16 protein-coding genes and 1 tRNA gene are annotated in these 16,173 nt (G+C 31.8%); 7 read left to right on the top strand and 10 right to left on the bottom strand.

The annotated features are described in order from the left end of the window. The first annotated feature begins 184 nt into the window (after nucleotides 1-184). Nucleotides 185-1,522 (top strand): transposase, encoded by a 1,338-nt coding sequence (locus tag OQ292_RS06035; protein ID WP_284682082.1) that lies wholly within the window; start codon nucleotides 185-187, stop codon nucleotides 1,520-1,522. Nucleotides 1,523-1,727: 205 nt separating this feature from the next. Here the strand turns inward: OQ292_RS06035 and OQ292_RS06030 are convergent, their stop codons facing one another. Both OQ292_RS06030 and OQ292_RS06025 read right to left on the bottom strand, forming a co-directional pair. Continuing rightward, on the bottom strand, nucleotides 1,728-2,600 hold the full coding sequence (locus OQ292_RS06030; RefSeq protein WP_284685157.1) for a sigma-70 family RNA polymerase sigma factor: 873 nt from the start codon (nucleotides 2,598-2,600) through the stop codon (nucleotides 1,728-1,730). A 148-nt stretch (nucleotides 2,601-2,748) separates the two neighbouring features. Next, entirely contained in the window at nucleotides 2,749-3,684 is a 936-nt protein-coding gene (locus tag OQ292_RS06025) for a hypothetical protein (RefSeq protein WP_284685156.1), read from the bottom strand. A gap of 148 nt (nucleotides 3,685-3,832) precedes the next feature. Between OQ292_RS06025 and OQ292_RS06020 the strand changes: the two genes are divergently transcribed. From OQ292_RS06020 to OQ292_RS06010, 3 genes are all read left to right on the top strand, one after another. Continuing rightward, entirely contained in the window at nucleotides 3,833-4,027 is a 195-nt protein-coding gene (locus OQ292_RS06020) for a hypothetical protein (protein WP_284685155.1), read from the top strand. Nucleotides 4,028-4,251: 224 nt separating this feature from the next. Then, nucleotides 4,252-4,776: a hypothetical protein gene (locus OQ292_RS06015; protein WP_284685154.1), complete on the top strand. Its 525-nt coding sequence runs from the start codon at nucleotides 4,252-4,254 to the stop codon at nucleotides 4,774-4,776. Nucleotides 4,777-4,853: 77 nt separating this feature from the next. Continuing rightward, a tRNA-Gln gene (locus tag OQ292_RS06010) sits at nucleotides 4,854-4,926 on the top strand. A 53-nt stretch (nucleotides 4,927-4,979) separates the two neighbouring features. Here the strand turns inward: OQ292_RS06010 and OQ292_RS06005 are convergent. Together OQ292_RS06005 and OQ292_RS06000 are read right to left on the bottom strand one after the other, a co-directional pair. Then, nucleotides 4,980-5,300: a hypothetical protein gene (locus OQ292_RS06005; protein ID WP_284685153.1), complete on the bottom strand. Its 321-nt coding sequence runs from the start codon at nucleotides 5,298-5,300 to the stop codon at nucleotides 4,980-4,982. A gap of 116 nt (nucleotides 5,301-5,416) precedes the next feature. After that, entirely contained in the window at nucleotides 5,417-5,944 is a 528-nt protein-coding gene (locus OQ292_RS06000; RefSeq protein ID WP_284685152.1) for a DUF4231 domain-containing protein, read from the bottom strand. A gap of 273 nt (nucleotides 5,945-6,217) precedes the next feature. Here OQ292_RS06000 and OQ292_RS05995 point away from each other — a divergent pair, with 273 nt between their 5' ends. Beyond that, nucleotides 6,218-6,766, top strand: coding sequence for a hypothetical protein (locus OQ292_RS05995; RefSeq protein WP_284685151.1), 549 nt, complete (start codon nucleotides 6,218-6,220; stop codon nucleotides 6,764-6,766). A 125-nt stretch (nucleotides 6,767-6,891) separates the two neighbouring features. After that, nucleotides 6,892-8,622 carry a phospho-sugar mutase gene (locus OQ292_RS05990; protein WP_284685150.1) on the top strand — a complete coding sequence of 577 codons (1,731 nt, stop codon included), beginning with the start codon at nucleotides 6,892-6,894 and terminating at the stop codon, nucleotides 8,620-8,622. A 74-nt stretch (nucleotides 8,623-8,696) separates the two neighbouring features. Here the strand turns inward: OQ292_RS05990 and OQ292_RS05985 are convergent, their stop codons facing one another. The 6 genes from OQ292_RS05985 to glgX all read right to left on the bottom strand — a co-directional run bounded on the left by OQ292_RS05985 (nucleotide 8,697) and on the right by glgX (nucleotide 15,077). Continuing rightward, nucleotides 8,697-9,041, bottom strand: coding sequence for a hypothetical protein (locus OQ292_RS05985; protein WP_284685149.1), 345 nt, complete (start codon nucleotides 9,039-9,041; stop codon nucleotides 8,697-8,699). 151 nt (nucleotides 9,042-9,192) lie between these two features. Further along, complete coding sequence (locus tag OQ292_RS05980) at nucleotides 9,193-9,558, bottom strand: hypothetical protein (RefSeq protein WP_284685148.1); 366 nt, start codon at nucleotides 9,556-9,558, stop codon at nucleotides 9,193-9,195. Between the two features lie 97 nt (nucleotides 9,559-9,655). After that, complete coding sequence (locus OQ292_RS05975; RefSeq protein WP_284685147.1) at nucleotides 9,656-10,594, bottom strand: UDP-glucuronic acid decarboxylase family protein; 939 nt, start codon at nucleotides 10,592-10,594, stop codon at nucleotides 9,656-9,658. A 30-nt stretch (nucleotides 10,595-10,624) separates the two neighbouring features. After that, a complete protein-coding gene (locus OQ292_RS05970) occupies nucleotides 10,625-11,935 on the bottom strand; it encodes a UDP-glucose dehydrogenase family protein (RefSeq protein WP_284685146.1) in 1,311 nt (436 codons plus the stop codon). Nucleotides 11,936-12,190: 255 nt separating this feature from the next. Continuing rightward, nucleotides 12,191-12,817, bottom strand: coding sequence for an L-threonylcarbamoyladenylate synthase (locus OQ292_RS05965; RefSeq protein WP_284685145.1), 627 nt, complete (start codon nucleotides 12,815-12,817; stop codon nucleotides 12,191-12,193). A 190-nt stretch (nucleotides 12,818-13,007) separates the two neighbouring features. Beyond that, nucleotides 13,008-15,077 (bottom strand): glycogen debranching protein GlgX, encoded by a 2,070-nt coding sequence (gene glgX / locus OQ292_RS05960; RefSeq protein ID WP_284685144.1) that lies wholly within the window; start codon nucleotides 15,075-15,077, stop codon nucleotides 13,008-13,010. A gap of 154 nt (nucleotides 15,078-15,231) precedes the next feature. Between glgX and OQ292_RS05955 the strand changes: the two genes are divergently transcribed. Then, nucleotides 15,232-16,164 (top strand): chymotrypsin family serine protease, encoded by a 933-nt coding sequence (locus tag OQ292_RS05955; RefSeq protein WP_284685143.1) that lies wholly within the window; start codon nucleotides 15,232-15,234, stop codon nucleotides 16,162-16,164. Nucleotides 16,165-16,173 lie beyond the last annotated feature (9 nt).

Genomic DNA, 16,173 nt, shown 5'->3' with positions numbered 1-16,173 from the left:
TTCTTTTTTTGAAGTGAAATTGATTCTACTCTAGGCCTTACCTTTTAAATAAAAGGGATTGAAAATCAAGGTTTTAAATGCATTAATGTATAAAATAAAACCCCGCAATTAGCTAATAAAAGCTTTTTTCGGGGTTTTTGATTTGTTAAATTGTAGTGTCTAATCACAATTAACACTACAATATATGAGAGATCAACAGCTTTTCCAACCACAAGATTACTTAACTCCAAAATGGTATTTATTTAAGAGTAGTAAATTGGGTAATGTTTATGATAGCATCCCTTGGGAACAACTTTCTGCATGTCTGCCTAAGAAAAATAAAGGCCCTGGTGCTCCTAGCTGGTTTTCGCCTCAGGGCATGTTTGGCTTAATGTTTCTAAAAGCCTATTTAAACCTGAGTGATGAAAAGCTCATAGCACGCTTTAATACCGATTGGAGCCTTCAGCTATTTTGCAATAAATTGCTACAGGATCATCAAAAGATTAAGGATAAGGCCATTTTAAGTCGAATCAGGACGTATATGGCGGACCATACTGATTGGCAACAACTTCAAGAGGTACTACTCCAACACTGGAAAACAGACATGCATAATACGCATGTGCTCTTAATGGATGCTACTTGTTATGAGAGTTATATTCGTTTTCCTACCGATGTTAAGCTGCTCTGGGAGAGCTGCCAATGGGTGTTTGAAAAGCAGCTTTACAGATACTGTAAAATATTAGGAGTAAAACGACCTGGCTCCAAATATATAGATCAAAAGCGCATGCAGATGTCTTATGATCGTAGTCGTAAAAAGACATATAAAGCTGGTCGCAAGCGTAAAAAGTCATTGATATATCTACTATCCAAAGGATTGGGGCAACTGCAATGCCTACTTAACGAAAATCCACAAATACAGCTTCACTTACATGAGAGAACATATCTAAAAACTATAAAGAAGATAATCGAGCAACAGCAATTCTTGCAGCAGCATCCAGCTAAAGAATTGAAAAACAGGATTGTATCACTTCCCAAGGCTTATGTTAGGCCGATAGTGCGAGGTAAAGAAGCTAAAAGGGTTGAGTTCGGAATGAAGGCACACCTGCTTCAGGTGGATGGTATCTGCTTTATCGATACCATGGAGTTCCGCGCTTTTAATGAAAGTACCAGACTGAAATTAAGTAGTTTAAAACATAGATCGATATTTGGCTCACTTCATCAACTAGGAGCAGATCGCATTTACGCCACCAACAAAAACAGGAAGTATTTAACAGAAAAGAAGATATTTACCTGCTTTCCAAAGAAAGGTCCTAAAGTAAACAACCCTGCTGAAAGCCAACTCAGAAGTCTCATCTCTAGCCAAAGAGCCACGGTGATGGAGGGAAGTTTTGGCGTGCATAAAACAGCTTATGGCCTCAATAAGATCAAGGTTAAAGGAGAAAAACGAGAAATGATACACGTTTTTTTCGCAGTTATGATGGCCAATGCCGTTAAGATCAGCAAAAGGAAATCAGAACAAGCCCCTCTACTTCAGGCCGCCTAAACCTAAAGCTGAAAAGCCTATGGGATGAGTGTGTCTATACTATCCAAAAGCAATATTTTCCAGTTTTATCAATAGGATTACTCACAGTATTGTACTTTTTAAATAGTCCAAAACAGCAGGTACCAAGATTTGAAACAAAAAAAAGCTGAACTTTATCTATCCAACTCTTATTTTTTATTGGTCTTAATCAATTTTCAAGGAGGCCCTACTCTAAAAACTGAGCGAGCAATTTACTTCTTGAAGTATATCTTAATTTTCGTATTCCTTTTTCTTTAATCTGTCTTACTCTTTCACGAGTTAGGCCAAGGTATTCACCAATTTCCTGAAGAGTCATTTGTTCTTTGCCACCAATGCCAAAGGTCATTTTAATCACTTCTTGTTCTCTATAAGAAAGAGAGTTAAGTGTTCTTTCAATTTCTACTTTAAGTGATTCAATATCGCTTAAATTGGCATCTACTTTAGGAGCATTTTCATTCTCTATTACATCGAGTAGAGAACTACTATCGTCATCTCCTCCAATTGGAGCATCAAAAGAAACTTGTCTAGATGCAGAATTTAATGCACCATTAATTTCTTTAGTAGTCATTTCTAAAGCATCAGCAAGTTCATCGTCGGTAGGTTCTCTCTCATACTTTTGTTCAAGACCAGAAGAAACCTTCTTAATTTTAGAGATTGTACCAGATAAGCTTACAGGAATTTTTACAATTCGAGAATTTTCAGAAAGAGCCTGCATAACAGATTGTCTAATCCACCAAACAGCATAAGAGATAAATTTAAAGCCTCTTGTTTCATCAAATTTGTGTGCAGCTTTTACTAGACCTATATTACCTTCATTAATCAAGTCATTTAATGATAGACTTTGGTTTTGGTATTGTTTAGCAACTGAAACTACAAATCGTAAATTAGCTTTGATTAATTTTTCGAGTGCTCTTTGGTCTCCCTCCTTAATTCTTTTTACTAAAGAAATTTCTTCATCTGGCAGCAAGAGATCAATTTTATTGATTTCCTGAAAATATTTTTCGAGAGACTCGCTTTCTCTTCTGTTAGTAATACTTTGGGTAATTTTTAACTGCCGCATTTTATTATGTTTAGTAAAACTGCATTACACAAATGAACTATAAAAAACTACACAGGAAGATATGAGATTCTACTCTGTAGTATGTAAGTTAAAAAAAAAATATAAGTTTTAATACTAACGATGTTTTTTAATATCTAATTCCCCTTAATCATAATAATGTTGCATTCTTTTTAATATCCTCATAAACTGTATCGAAACTTACCTCAATAATGGCATTAGGATCTTGAGGAAATATTAGCTTTTTAAAGATGTTTTCTTTCCACCATAATAGGTAGTCGGGAGCAATTCTTGCAGTGCTAATTTTTTCTTCACCTTTGTCTTCGTAGCCAAACACAGTAAATGCAACTTCTGAAAGTGCACTTATGTCATATACAATTATCGGAAAGGAAACTAATAGCTCTGGAGCATGAAAAACTTGTAATTTTGGCTCTTTAGAATCTGTCGAATTATTTAATGTTTTAATAAGTTCGACAGGTTGCGGTACTTTAAGTTCGTATTTTAGATAGTTATATAAATTATTCCAAAATTGAAAAGCTTTATTCCCAGTAATATCTGGATGTGGAAAATAAAATTTATAAGAAGCCTGAATAATATTTTCTGAACTGATTACTCCTAGCTTTTTTAGCATTTGTTTTTTTATCTCATCAGACCACGTTTTATTATTTACTATACCAGGCTCACGCGTAGTTACTAATACTTTATCAGCAACTAGGCCTCTTTTTTCTAGTAAATAAAAGTCGTTTGAGTCTACAGTTTTTACATTGGTGTCTTCTGCTTTCTTGTTTTTTTGTAAATCGAAATAATCATTAAATACTATTTCAATTTTATTGATCATTTGTGAAGCTTCTTCATTACCTACTTTTTCCACCAAAAGATCTTCGATTGCATTTTTGAGATTCGGAGATAATTTTCTCTCTCCATTTACAACCTGATTTACAAAAGCCCTAACGCTATTAAAGTTTTTGTTAGACCAATCAGAATCTTTAATTGAGATAATTTCTTTTACTAACTCTGTTTGAGAATTAAATAATTGCTTACCAGATACATCAATTAACTGCTTAAATAAAAGTTCTGATGGAGTCATAACATGCTTTTCTGATTAAAAATATGATATAAATATAGCAAAAAAGCTTTTTTTTATCATTAACTACTAATTTATTTGATAATAATCTAAACTTAACTAAATAATTAACGTAAAATATGCTTAATTATAGCATTTTAATTTTAAAAGTATGTCAAAGATTAGTTTCATTTTAGGTTTTGTAATCGCAATAATATTTACTGCATCAGGTGTAAAATTAGATTTTAACCATATTAGCTTTGAAAAAAGTACTGTTAAGCAAATTCAATTAAATGACAATATCGATTGTGACACAGTAAGTTATGTTAAAAGCTATAATAAAAGTCAGGTTAGCTTATTTAATTAACTAGTTATTTGCTTAATTAGATAAGTTTCTAAACTTTTATGTAAGTTGCCTTTTGTTATAGAAGAGTGAATAAAAGTTATCTATCAAAATAGATGACTCGAATAGAGAATGATTAGCTTATTTGTTGCGTTATTAGCTTAAAATTAAGATTTCTTGCTATATAGGCATTAATTATGTTAAGCATTGTCAATAACTAAATTAATAAATTGCAGCCAACATATTTTTTGATAGAAAACCAAAGTAACCGAGTAATTACTTATGAGGTTAGTGATCTAGATAGTGAAATTCCATCATCTTTATATTATTCATATACTTATAACTATCAGTGGATTAATAGGCATGAGAATATATTAAGCCAATACGAATTTGAAAAGACAGATTATTTACGATTATCTGATAGTGAGTTACAGATAAGAAAAAGTGAAAAAACACATATCTTCTCATTAAAAGAGATTAAAAGTTTGGATATGGAGTTTCGGTATTTAATTATACCATTAATTATTGGGGGAATCGTGTTGTCTCTTTCATTGGTTAGTATTTTTTCTGCAGTAGTAGAAAGCTGGGTAGGGATGATGTTAGTGAGTATTGGAGTTATATTATTATATTTTGGGATTAAAGGTTCTTACCAAGTAAGTGTAGAGACTTTTAGTTCTAAATTTTCATTTTTTCTTGACGATGAAGATAAGGGTTTACAAAGCTTTTTGGCAGGTGTAAATAATTATCGTAGAGGGAAGATGAATAAATTTTAAAAAAAAATGCAATCTTATTTGATTTTAAAAAATACAATCTTACTTTTGTGGCACTTTAAGCCATACGGCTGCAAGAAAGACCCATGGTGTAACTGGCAACACGTCTGATTTTGGTTCAGAAGAGTCCAGGTTCGAGCCCTGGTGGGTCTGCAAGAAAAGCTTCACTAATTTATCTAGTGAAGCTTTTTTGTTTTTAGATTTTGTTATTCCATTTTACAACAAAGATGGATTTCTGCATACCACTCATCACTATTATCTTCGCTAAAACTGTTTTTTTTGCTGTATATCACTTTCTCAACCTTTAAAGGATATTCTTGTCCATCTTTAATGTACTTATTCTTATTTCTTTCTAAAAACTCATTTTTTTTTAGTCCAAAATAATCTCTTTTAGTAAGTATATTTTTTATGAATATAAATTCTCCTGGTCGGGGGATAAATGGTAGACTTACTGGTTCGGCTTTGTCAATTATTTTTCCAGTGTCATCGGTAAAATAAAAAAGCACAAATAAATGGGAGTTAAGCATTTTATATTAAAATTATTAAAAGTCAAAAAAATACTAATGTTGTTAGTTGAGACTTTTAAGGATATTGATTCTAATATGAAGTTTGCTTTCTCTTCTGTAATAACCAATATACCAAATTATTTTTCTTTCTCTGGTACAGTTTCTTTTCTAGTATCTGAAATTATAACGCTTTCCTCAATTTCGATTTTTTTATTTTTTTCATCTTTAGTTTTCTGAGTTTGAACAAATCTCGAAATATCTGCAGAAATAACACTTTCAACCCTTTCAACTAAAAGTTTCTTCATTTCTTCCTCAGAGTCTATATCACGATAAGGTCCTGCTTTAAATTCAAAAAGATGTTTTTCTTTTTTTAAAACCTCTTCATTTGCTCTGTAATTAAACCAGTTTGTTTGTGGTTGGCTTAATTTATCAAAACCAGCAACAATTGCTATTATACAAGAAATAATTGCATTTAGTAAGCCTTCAAAAGCTTTTATGTTTTCAGGAACAAGTGTAAAAAGAATTACATTAACAGGAATAACAGCACCTAGAGTTATGATTATCTTTTGATAATTCATAAAGCTTTTTTTACTGATATTAGCCTTTTGCTCATACCATTTTCTTTGCGATTCAAGGCGAGATTCTATGTATTCCTGAATGTTCATAAGTTTAAAAAAGGTTAGAAGGTTTGTCGAAATAGTAAATTTTAAATTGCTGTAGCGTCGCAAGTATTTATAAAGAAATTGTAATTAAAAATAGGTTATATTTTATAATACTAAAAAAATTGCTTCGCTCAAGGAGTTAAATCATAATCAAAAGTTGTAATAAATCAACATTTGTTAAGAATCAATAACAAAGAATTGAACGGTTTTGGGATGGAATTTGAAATGATGCTAATCCATTTGCGTTTATAAATCGGTAATATAAACTAAACTACGATGCTTTTGAATTTTCTTAATAAACCAGTGTTATCTCTTCGGTTGATATTATTATCTCTTTTGTTATCGGGATATGCATTTAGCCAAACTGAAAGTGCCGGAATTTTAAATGATCCACTTAAAAAACCGGAGGTTTGGGAAAAACTTAAAATAAACCCATATAACGATGCTCTTTGGACAGCATACTTCAATGAAGATTTATTTACTCTTACAAAGGAGCAATATATAGAATATAATACTTGGAAAGCGCAATTGGTTGAGCTTCTATCTAAAGAAAACGAAAAGAAAGAGTTAGAGCTTTTAAAAAGAAGAGAAGAATATCTTGCTAATCGTTATAGCTATAAGAAATTAACAGAGTCGGACTTTGAAGTACTTACTCAAAACGTAAGCAAGAATTTTCCTATTATAGAACAGTATTTTAAAGAGCAGTTTGAAGCCTTAGGTGAGCCGTATCAATATTATGCTGATGTTCATCCTGATAAAGTATACAACCATACGAAATGGGTTGAAGAGAATGAAGAAAAACTAATGAATCTGAAGATGAATTAGATTCTACAAAACATCTTAATATATTTAAAGCAGTGTTAGAAAGTTAAACACTGCTTTTTTTTATTTAAAAAGGTAGTATATTTTTGGAATGCTTAAATGTGATTTTTTAAAATAAACTTTTTTATATGTTAGATGCTAGTCTAGAAGCCAAGATTGACACTTGGTTAAATGGAAATTACGATTCAGACACAAAAGATAGAATTCGTGATTTGAAGCAAAATAATGAAGATGAAATAATAGATTCATTTTATAAAAGTCTTGAGTTTGGTACTGGAGGTTTAAGAGGTTTAATGGGAGTAGGTACCAATAGAATGAATAAATATACTGTAGGATCAGCTACTCAAGGATTAGCGAATTATCTTCTAAAAAGTTTTGAGGGAGAGGAAGTAAAAGTGGCCGTAGCTCATGATAGCAGAAATAATAGTAGTTATTTTGCTAAAGTTGTTGCAGAAGTTTTTGCGGCTAATGGCATTAAGGTTTATTTGTTTGATGAGTTAAGGCCAACTCCAGAATTATCTTTTGCAATAAGATATTTAAAATGTCAAAGTGGTATAGTAATTACTGCATCACACAACCCTAAGGAATATAATGGGTATAAAGCCTATTGGAATGATGGTGGGCAGGTAGTACCTCCACACGATAAAAATATTATAGCAGAAGTAAATGCAATTAATTCTGTTGACGAAATAAAATTTGAAGGTGGTGAAGGTTTAATTGAATCTATAGGTGCAGATATTGATAAAGCGTATCTTGAAACGCTTCACAGTTTATCCCTTTCTCCAGAGGCCATAAAAGATCAAGAAGATTTAAAAATTGTATATACATCAATTCATGGTACTGGTATTACACTTGTTCCTGCTGTATTAGAAAAGTTTGGTTTTAAAAATGTTAATATTGTTGAGGAGCAAAAGGAGCCTAATGGCAATTTCCCGACAGTAGTTTATCCAAATCCGGAAGAAGCTGAAGCTTTAAGTATCGCTTTAAAGAAAGCTGAAGAAATTGATGCAGATATATTATTAGGAACTGATCCCGACTCAGATCGTGTTGGTATTGCTGTAAAAAATAATCATGGTAAATTTCAGCTTTTAAATGGTAACCAAACAGGTACTTTACTTTTCGATTATTTGATTAATGTAAGAAAAGAGAAAGGTATTAATACACCGAATGACTTTATAGCTAAAACAATTGTAACTACAGACCTTATAGATGCAATAGCTGAAAAGAATGGGATGAAATGTTTTAATACTCTTACAGGCTTTAAATACATAGCTGAGGTAATTAAGGCTAATGAAGGTGAATTAAACTTTGTAGCTGGTGCTGAAGAAAGTTATGGCTATTTAATTGGTGATGCTGTAAGAGATAAAGATGCTATTGGTTCTGTTGCGTTAATTTGTGAATTAGTTGCTTATGCTAAATATAAAGGTAAATCATTGTTTGACAGACTTGCAGAGATTTATAAAGAATATGGCTTTTATAAGGAGAGTTTGATATCTATTACCAAAAAAGGTAAGAAAGGTGCAGAAGAAATTGCTGAGATGATGAAGAGTTTAAGAACAAATCCACCAAGTGAAATAAATGGATCTAAGCTAGTATTATTATTAGATTATCAATCTCTTACTGCTACTTCATTCCCAGAAAAGAAAGAAGATGTATTAGATTTCCCTAAATCGAATGTTCTTCAATTTATTACAGAAGATGGAAGTAAGATCTCTGCTAGACCTTCTGGTACTGAGCCTAAAATCAAGTTTTATTTTAGTGTAAATACACCATTAGAGAATACAGCTGATTATGATGCTGTTTCTGATAAGCTTGATGAGAAAATTAGAAGAATAATTGAAAGTATGAATTTAAAATAAAAACAAAGAGCCGGTTTTAAACCGGCTCTTTGTTTTATATAGTATGATGGGAGGGGAATAAGTAAATTGATCATTTATTCTTCTTCGTCATCATCGTCGCTGTCGTCGTCATCATCATCAAATTCATCATCACTATCTTCACCATTATAGCCATTACTGCTTTTTGAGATTTCGTCATCAAAATCATCGTCATCATCTTCGTCATCAAAATCCTGTACCATTTCAGCAAGCTGTACACTTACTTTAACCAGATAATATGCTTCATCTGTTTCAATAGGTACTGCCTTAACTAATTCACCTTTAGCATTTTTAAACTTGATAATATCCTCATCATAGCCATCGGGATATTTATCAGCAAGTGCTTTTAGTATGTGATCAGGTAGAGTTTTGTAATCAACTACGAGCCTTTTCTTATCCATGAGAGAGTAAAAATTTATTTCAAATGTGAAAGTTTAAAAGGTTTTACAAGACTGCAATATAAATGATTAAATAAATAATATGCATCATTTATTATGTGAAAAATAAGAAAATTTAAATTTTATTTTCAAGCTTTTTTTAAAGAAAATTCATCTATTTTTTTATCATTTCAATGAGCTCTCTTTCTATATCCCAATCCTTTGCTAATTTAAGCATCGCGGTAGCCTCCATTTCACTTATGTAGCCTTTTCTATTATTTGCATCCCATACCATACTTAAATAGGAAAGCCTTTCTTCTTTTTCCATTTGAAGCATTACTTCTTTAAGATGATCTCTGGCTCTATCAAATGCAGTATAGTAATCTTTTGCTATAAAAGCATTCGCCCAATTCAATTCTTCATGAGCATTGAGATTATCAGCTGTCTCATCAAGAATTTTTTGTTCATCTTCATCTAATCCATGATAATGGAAGATGACAGACTTTAATAAAAGATATGCTTTTTTAGCTTCACTGGTCATAAAAAAATAATTAGTAATCAATCACTTATTTCTAGCATTATATTGGAAGCAATAATTACCAATTAAATATATGAAAAAAATAGAGACTATATAGTCTCTATTTATTTAATTTTTGTTTAAAGAATTCGTATGTACGTTTTAAGCCTTCTGCTCTGTCAACTTTAGGCTCCCAACCTAAAATCTCTTTTGCTTTTGTGATGTCTGGGCATCTCTGCTTAGGATCATCTTTTGGTAGAGGCTTATAAATAACTTTATTTTCAGTGCCTGTTAGTTTGATAATCTCTTCAGCAAAATCTTTAATGGTGATCTCACTTGGATTTCCAATATTCACAGGTGATGCATAATCACTCAATAATAGTCTGTAAATACCTTCAATTAAGTCATCAACATAGCAGAATGAACGAGTTTGGCTACCATCACCAAATACTGTAAGGTCATTACCTTCTAAAGCCTGACTCATGAAAGCAGGAAGTGCTCTTCCGTCGTCTAATCTCATTCTAGGACCATAAGTATTAAAGATTCTAACCATTCTTGTTTCAAGACCATGGTAGGTATGATAAGCCATCGTAATAGCTTCTTGGAATCTTTTTGCTTCATCATATACACCTCTTGGACCAACTGAGTTTACATTACCCCAATATTCTTCTTTTTGAGGATGCACATCAGGATCACCATAAATCTCTGAAGTAGAAGCAACAAGTATTCTAGCATTCTTAGCTTTAGCAAAACCTAATAAGTTGTGTGTTCCTAAAGATCCAACTTTAAGTGTTTGTATAGGAATCTTTAAATAATCTATTGGGCTTGCTGGAGAAGCAAAGTGTAAGATGTAATCTATTTGTCCAGAAACATGAACAAATTTCGATACATCATGATGATAAAATTCAAAATGCTTATTTGGAAATAGATGTTCTATATTTTCCAAATTTCCAGTTATTAAGTTGTCCATTCCAACAACTTCATAACCATTATCAATAAATTTATCGCAAAGGTGGGAGCCTAAAAAACCTGCAGCTCCCGTAATTAAAACTCTTTTCATTATATGTGGGTTGATATTTACTTTGATTAATTAAGAAATTACATCTCTACCTATGCTTGAGTAGTAATATCCTTTTTCTTTCATTTCGTCCAAATCATATAAGTTTCTACCATCAAAAATTACTTTTGATTTTAATAAGCTAGAAACTTTCTCAAAATCTGGATTTCTAAATACAGACCATTCTGTAGCAATAATCAAAGCATCTGCATCTTCAATTGCGTCGTATTGATCTTTTGCAAAAGAAATTTTATCTCCAACTAGGTTTTCAACATTTTCCATTGCTTCTGGATCATAAGCTTTAATAATAGCACCTGCTTCAACTAATTCATTAATTATATAAAGTGCAGGAGCTTCTCTAATATCGTCAGTATCAGGTTTAAATGCTAATCCCCATAATGCAAGCTTAACTCCTTTAAGCTCATTTTTAAAGTAATCTTTAATCTTAGGAACAATAATGGTTTTTTGTTTCTCATTAATGCTCATTACAGAGTCTAAAATATTAAATTCATAGCCATACTCTTTACCAGATTTAGCAAGGGCTTGAACATCTTTTGGGAAACAGCTACCGCCATAACCAATACCTGGGAATAAGAAACGCTTACCAATTCTAGTATCAGTACCTATACCTATTCTTACTTTATCAACATCTGCCCCTACTTTTTCACAGAAGTTGGCGATCTCGTTCATAAAAGTAATTTTTGTTGCTAAGAATGAGTTTGCAGCATATTTAGTAAGCTCTGCAGATTTCTCATCCATAAAGATAATCGGGTTACCTTGACGAACATATGGTTTGTATAAGGCATTCATTAAAGCCTGACCTTTATCAGAACTACATCCTATTACAATTCTGTCAGGTTTCATGAAATCATCAACAGCAAATCCTTCTCTTAAAAACTCTGGATTGGAAACTACATCAAAATCAACAGTAGCATTTTCTGAGATTTTAGCTGAGACTTTATCTGCTGTACCAACAGGAACTGTACTTTTATCAACAATCACTTTATATTCCTTCATGATTTTGCCTAATGAATCAGCTACACCTAAAATGTAAGATAAATCAGCAGAACCATCTTCTCCTGGAGGTGTTGGAAGGGCTAAGAAGATAATAGTTGCATGATCAACTGCTTCTTCCAAGTTTGTAGTAAAGCTTAACCTTCCTGCTTTAATATTTCTTTCGAAAAATACGTCTAGGTGAGGTTCATAAATAGGGACAATTCCATTGCGCATTTTTTCAACCTTTTTCTCATCAATGTCAACGCAAATAACATTATTACCTGTTTCGGCAAGGCACGTACCTGTCACCAAACCTACATAACCTGTTCCTACTACTGCTATGTTCATGTTTAAAAATTATTATTAATTAAATGATATGTTTTAAATTAATCTGGTTAGTTAATTAAAGTAAGAGTGATAGTTTTCGGTTGATTAATAAATTGATTCGACAATTTTATCTAAGAAATCGGCTTGACAAAAATTAAAATCGTTAACGAATGGTAATTTGAGCGCATTTATTAATGAATTTTCACACATTTTCATGAATGTTAGTTTTTTTGAATAAAAACTTAATTAACAAACTCTATACTTTTTTTTAAAGTATTATAGATAATCGTCTAATTCACCTAATCCTTGTCTGATTATTTCAAATGATTCATCAATACAATTTATCACTGTAGAAGGAGTGTTTCCTCCATATCCACCATCAATTATCACATCTACTAGTTTCTCGAATTTTTCAAATATTAATTCTGGATCAGTACTGTATTCAATTACATCATCATCATCTCTAATTGAAGTTGTAATAATAGGATTGCCAAGCTCTTTTACTATTTGCCTCGGAATATTATTATCTGGAACTCTTATTCCTACCTGAGGTTTTTTCACATTTAAAATCTTGGGAACTTTGCTACTTGCTTCCAAAATAAATGTAAATGGGCCTGGTAAGGCTTTTTTCATTACCTTAAATACAGTATTATCTATTCTTTTTGCATAAAGACTAATGTCGCTTAAGTCATAGCAAATGAATGATAAATTCAATTTATTAGGTTTTATGTTTTTTAGAATACAAAGTCTTTGAATTGCTTTTTGATTATACAAATCACAACCAATACCATATACTGTATCTGTCGGATAAATTACTAATCCTCCATCTCTTATGATATCTGCTACTTTCTTTACAAGATGTTCCTGAGGGTTTTCAGGATATAACTTTATGAATTCTGCCATAAAATATTTATGGACGAAAAAATTAAAAAATGATAAATAAGATACTTTATATTAAGTCAAAAAAATATCGCTAAAATTACATATTTTTTTTAATTGTCATTGTTGTAGCGATTATTAATTCAATTAATCTTTTGTATCTATTATAAAAATGGAAATAATTAAATGTATAAGACTTTTTTTGCCTAAATGTTTACAATCCTTCTGATAATAATACAACTATCGATCTGTCTTTGAGAGTTATGGTATTTGTCTTAGTAATTTCAGCATCTTTAATGGGTATAATGTCCTTTGGTGAAGTTTCGGCAGTATCTATAATTTTTTTCCATTTGCCTACAGGTCTTTTATGAAATAGTGGTAATTCAAAATCTAGGTCTTCCCAATAAGCATTAACCATTACATGGAGATATTCTTTGGCATTTGGTTTACCTAATGTAAAAGCAATACTGTGTGAGTTTTCTCCCCAATCTGGTTTTCCTATTTGTGTTCCATGCCAAGTTATATGTGGAGTTTTGTCTCTTTGAGCATCTTCCCAAAATCGGTCTTCATGTAGGATTTTAAACTTTTTAAAGAAATCATTGATTAGTGTTTTCACAAATCGTAGTAATCCATCATTTTCTTTTACAAGATTCCAATCGAACCAGCTAATTTCATTATCCTGACAATAAGCATTATTGTTTCCATTTTGTGTTCTTCTTACTTCATCACCCATTAAAAGCATAGGTGTTCCTTGTGATACCATGAGGATAGTGAAGAAGTTTTTTATTTGCCTTAAGCGAAGTCTGTCAATATTTTCATCATCTGTATCGCCTTCCACACCACAATTCCAACTAAAATTTTCATTCATCCCATCTCGGTTGTTTTCTTCATTTAGTTCATTGTGTTTTTCGTTGTATGAAACCAAATCATTTAGAGTAAAACCATCGTGGCAAGTAACAAAGTTTATACTTCTGTTAGGGTCTCTGTTTATACCATAAAACAAATCTGGGCTACCTAGAATTTTTTGTACTACACCTCCAGCCAGTAGCTTATCACTTTTCATAAATCTCCTTACATCATCTCTATATTTACCGTTCCACTCAGACCATTTATCACCAATAAAGCTACCTACCTGATATAGCCCTGCTGCATCCCATGCTTCGGCGATAACTTTTGTGCCAGCTAAAATTGGTTCAGATTCGATTTCCCAAAGGATAGGAGGGTTTTCTAATGGGATTCCATTTTCATCTCTTGAAAGTACTGATGCTAGGTCAAATCGGAATCCATCAATATGCATTTCAGACACCCAGTAGTTGAGGGAATCCATAATCATTCTTCTTACAATCGAATGATTTGCATTTAATGAGTTGCCACAGCCTGTGAAATCAGAAAAATCATTATTGTTGTTCAATGTGTAATAAGCTCCTGGTCCGTAGCCTTTAAAACATTGGGTTACTCCAGTAATCCCACCTTCTGAAGTATGGTTATATACAACATCTAGAATAACTTCGATACCAGCCTTATGTAAGGCTTTTACCATATCTTTAAATTCACTAACTGTTTTTACAGGGTCATTGCTAGTGCCATAAGAGTGGTGAGGAGAGAAGAAGCCTATAGGAGAATAACCCCAATAATTCACGCCATTAGGCGCATCTTGATGATCAAACTGATGAACTGGAAGCAATTCTACAGCTGTAATTCCCAGTTCTTTTAAATAAGGTATTTTTTCTATCAGTCCTAAATAAGTTCCTCTGAGGTTTTTACTAACCCCTGAGTTGGTGTGTTTTGTAAAACCAGCTACATGCAATTCATAAATAATTGATTTAGAATAAGGAATTTGCAGCGGTTTATCTCCCTCCCAATTATAAGCCTGACTATTAATTACCACGCTTTTCATAGCATAAGCTGCATTTTCTACTCCATATTGCTTTGCTTTATGTCTATCGTAGTTTTTACCAACTGCAATGCTTTTGGCATATGGGTCTAACAGTAATTTGCTGCCATCAAACAAATTTCCATCTTCGGGAGAATAGTTGCCATATACTCTATATCCGTAAAGCTGTCCTTCTTTAACACTGGGGATAAAAATATGCCAATAATAAAAAGTCTTATTTATCTTACTATCTAAGCGGAAAACTTGGATAGGTTCTGTGTCGTCAGCATCATTAAAAAATAAAAGCTCGACTGCTTGACAGTTTTTACTAAAAATACAAAAATTAACTCCTTCAGATTTATATGTGGCTCCAAGTGGAAAACTCTTACCTGGTTGTGTGTCAGATTTCATAGGTTAGATCAGATTACCGATTTAGTGTTGAGAATCTAAAAAAATAAGAATTGGTCTATTAAATATGGATTAATTATACAAAATTCAGGGTGTAATGCTGTTACAACTTGTTTAATTTTTTAATAAAATAAATCATATACCACAAATCATAAATATGGAATTTGAACATGACTTTATAAAGTATGCTATTAACAGATTAAGGAAAAGGTTTTTCCATATACCTGAAATAATTTCTATAGGAGTTGGAAAAAGTAGAGACTCTGAGTTAGCACGATCTTCAAATTCAATTATCTTTTCAGTTGATAATATAAAGACTAAAAATAAGCTATTGTTAGATGGGTTTATTCCAGCGTTTTTTGAAGGTATTCCAATTAAAATACAAGAAAGTCCAAGGTTTGAGATTCTTCATAATACATTACAAAGTGGTGCGGGTATTGGACATATTAATGGTGGAAACGGGACTTTAGGAACATTTGTTAAAAAAGATGGTATTGAATATATCCTTTCTAATAATCATGTACTAGCAAATTGCAATAATGGAAAGCAAGGTGATGAAATAGTTTTTAAAAAATCGAGAAAGAATAATCGAGAAAGTGCTGGTTATTTATATGATTTTATCCACGTTCATACTGAAACCAACCGTTTAGTATTAAGTAAAATCAAGGATAAGTTAAAATTACATTTAAATACATCAACCAAACTAAGAGAACCTGAATGTTATAACTATGTAGATGCTGCTTTAGCAATACCAATTGAGAAAGGTAATTTAAACATTCCTGCTATTGGTTTAATTAATATTATTAAACCTGCTACTGCTGGTTTAATAGTAAGAAAGTATGGAAACGCTACAGGTTTTACAGAAGGTGAAATAATACAAACAGCAGTTACATGTAAAGTGAAGTTTGGGAAAAAAATGGCGGTATTTACAGATCAGATAATGTGTGAAATGCCAAACAAACCGGGAGACAGTGGAGCTTTATTAGTCTCTGATAATAGTGCTGTTGGATTAGTTTTTTCTGGAAACAAAAATTATCTATTAGCGAACCGTATTGAACGTGTATTTGGAGCTTTAAAAATAACATTTTAATAAACTATC

This window comes from Chondrinema litorale (assembly GCF_026250525.1).
Taxonomy (GTDB): Bacteria; Bacteroidota; Bacteroidia; order Cytophagales; family Flammeovirgaceae; genus Chondrinema; species Chondrinema litorale.
Note: the sequence above shows the minus strand (reverse complement) of the source record. Positions and strands in the feature narration are given on the sequence as shown.

Bases quoted from the DNA above. Each gene is read 5' to 3' on its own strand.
- OQ292_RS05980 (WP_284685148.1), bottom strand. From the start codon at position 9,558: ATGACCAGTGAAGCTAAAAAAGCATATCTTTTATTAAAGTCTGTCATC.
- OQ292_RS05970 (WP_284685146.1), bottom strand. From the start codon at position 11,935: ATGAACATAGCAGTAGTAGGAACAGGTTATGTAGGTTTGGTGACAGGT.
- OQ292_RS06005 (WP_284685153.1), bottom strand. From the start codon at position 5,300: ATGCTTAACTCCCATTTATTTGTGCTTTTTTATTTTACCGATGACACT.
- OQ292_RS05965 (WP_284685145.1), bottom strand. From the start codon at position 12,817: ATGGCAGAATTCATAAAGTTATATCCTGAAAACCCTCAGGAACATCTT.
- OQ292_RS06020 (WP_284685155.1), top strand. From the start codon at position 3,833: ATGTCAAAGATTAGTTTCATTTTAGGTTTTGTAATCGCAATAATATTT.
- OQ292_RS05975 (WP_284685147.1), bottom strand. From the start codon at position 10,594: ATGAAAAGAGTTTTAATTACGGGAGCTGCAGGTTTTTTAGGCTCCCAC.
- OQ292_RS06030 (WP_284685157.1), bottom strand. From the start codon at position 2,600: ATGCGGCAGTTAAAAATTACCCAAAGTATTACTAACAGAAGAGAAAGC.
- OQ292_RS05995 (WP_284685151.1), top strand. From the start codon at position 6,218: ATGCTTTTGAATTTTCTTAATAAACCAGTGTTATCTCTTCGGTTGATA.
- glgX (WP_284685144.1), bottom strand. From the start codon at position 15,077: ATGAAATCTGACACACAACCAGGTAAGAGTTTTCCACTTGGAGCCACA.
- OQ292_RS05990 (WP_284685150.1), top strand. From the start codon at position 6,892: ATGTTAGATGCTAGTCTAGAAGCCAAGATTGACACTTGGTTAAATGGA.
- OQ292_RS05985 (WP_284685149.1), bottom strand. From the start codon at position 9,041: ATGGATAAGAAAAGGCTCGTAGTTGATTACAAAACTCTACCTGATCAC.
- OQ292_RS05955 (WP_284685143.1), top strand. From the start codon at position 15,232: ATGGAATTTGAACATGACTTTATAAAGTATGCTATTAACAGATTAAGG.
- OQ292_RS06035 (WP_284682082.1), top strand. From the start codon at position 185: ATGAGAGATCAACAGCTTTTCCAACCACAAGATTACTTAACTCCAAAA.
- OQ292_RS06025 (WP_284685156.1), bottom strand. From the start codon at position 3,684: ATGACTCCATCAGAACTTTTATTTAAGCAGTTAATTGATGTATCTGGT.
- OQ292_RS06000 (WP_284685152.1), bottom strand. From the start codon at position 5,944: ATGAACATTCAGGAATACATAGAATCTCGCCTTGAATCGCAAAGAAAA.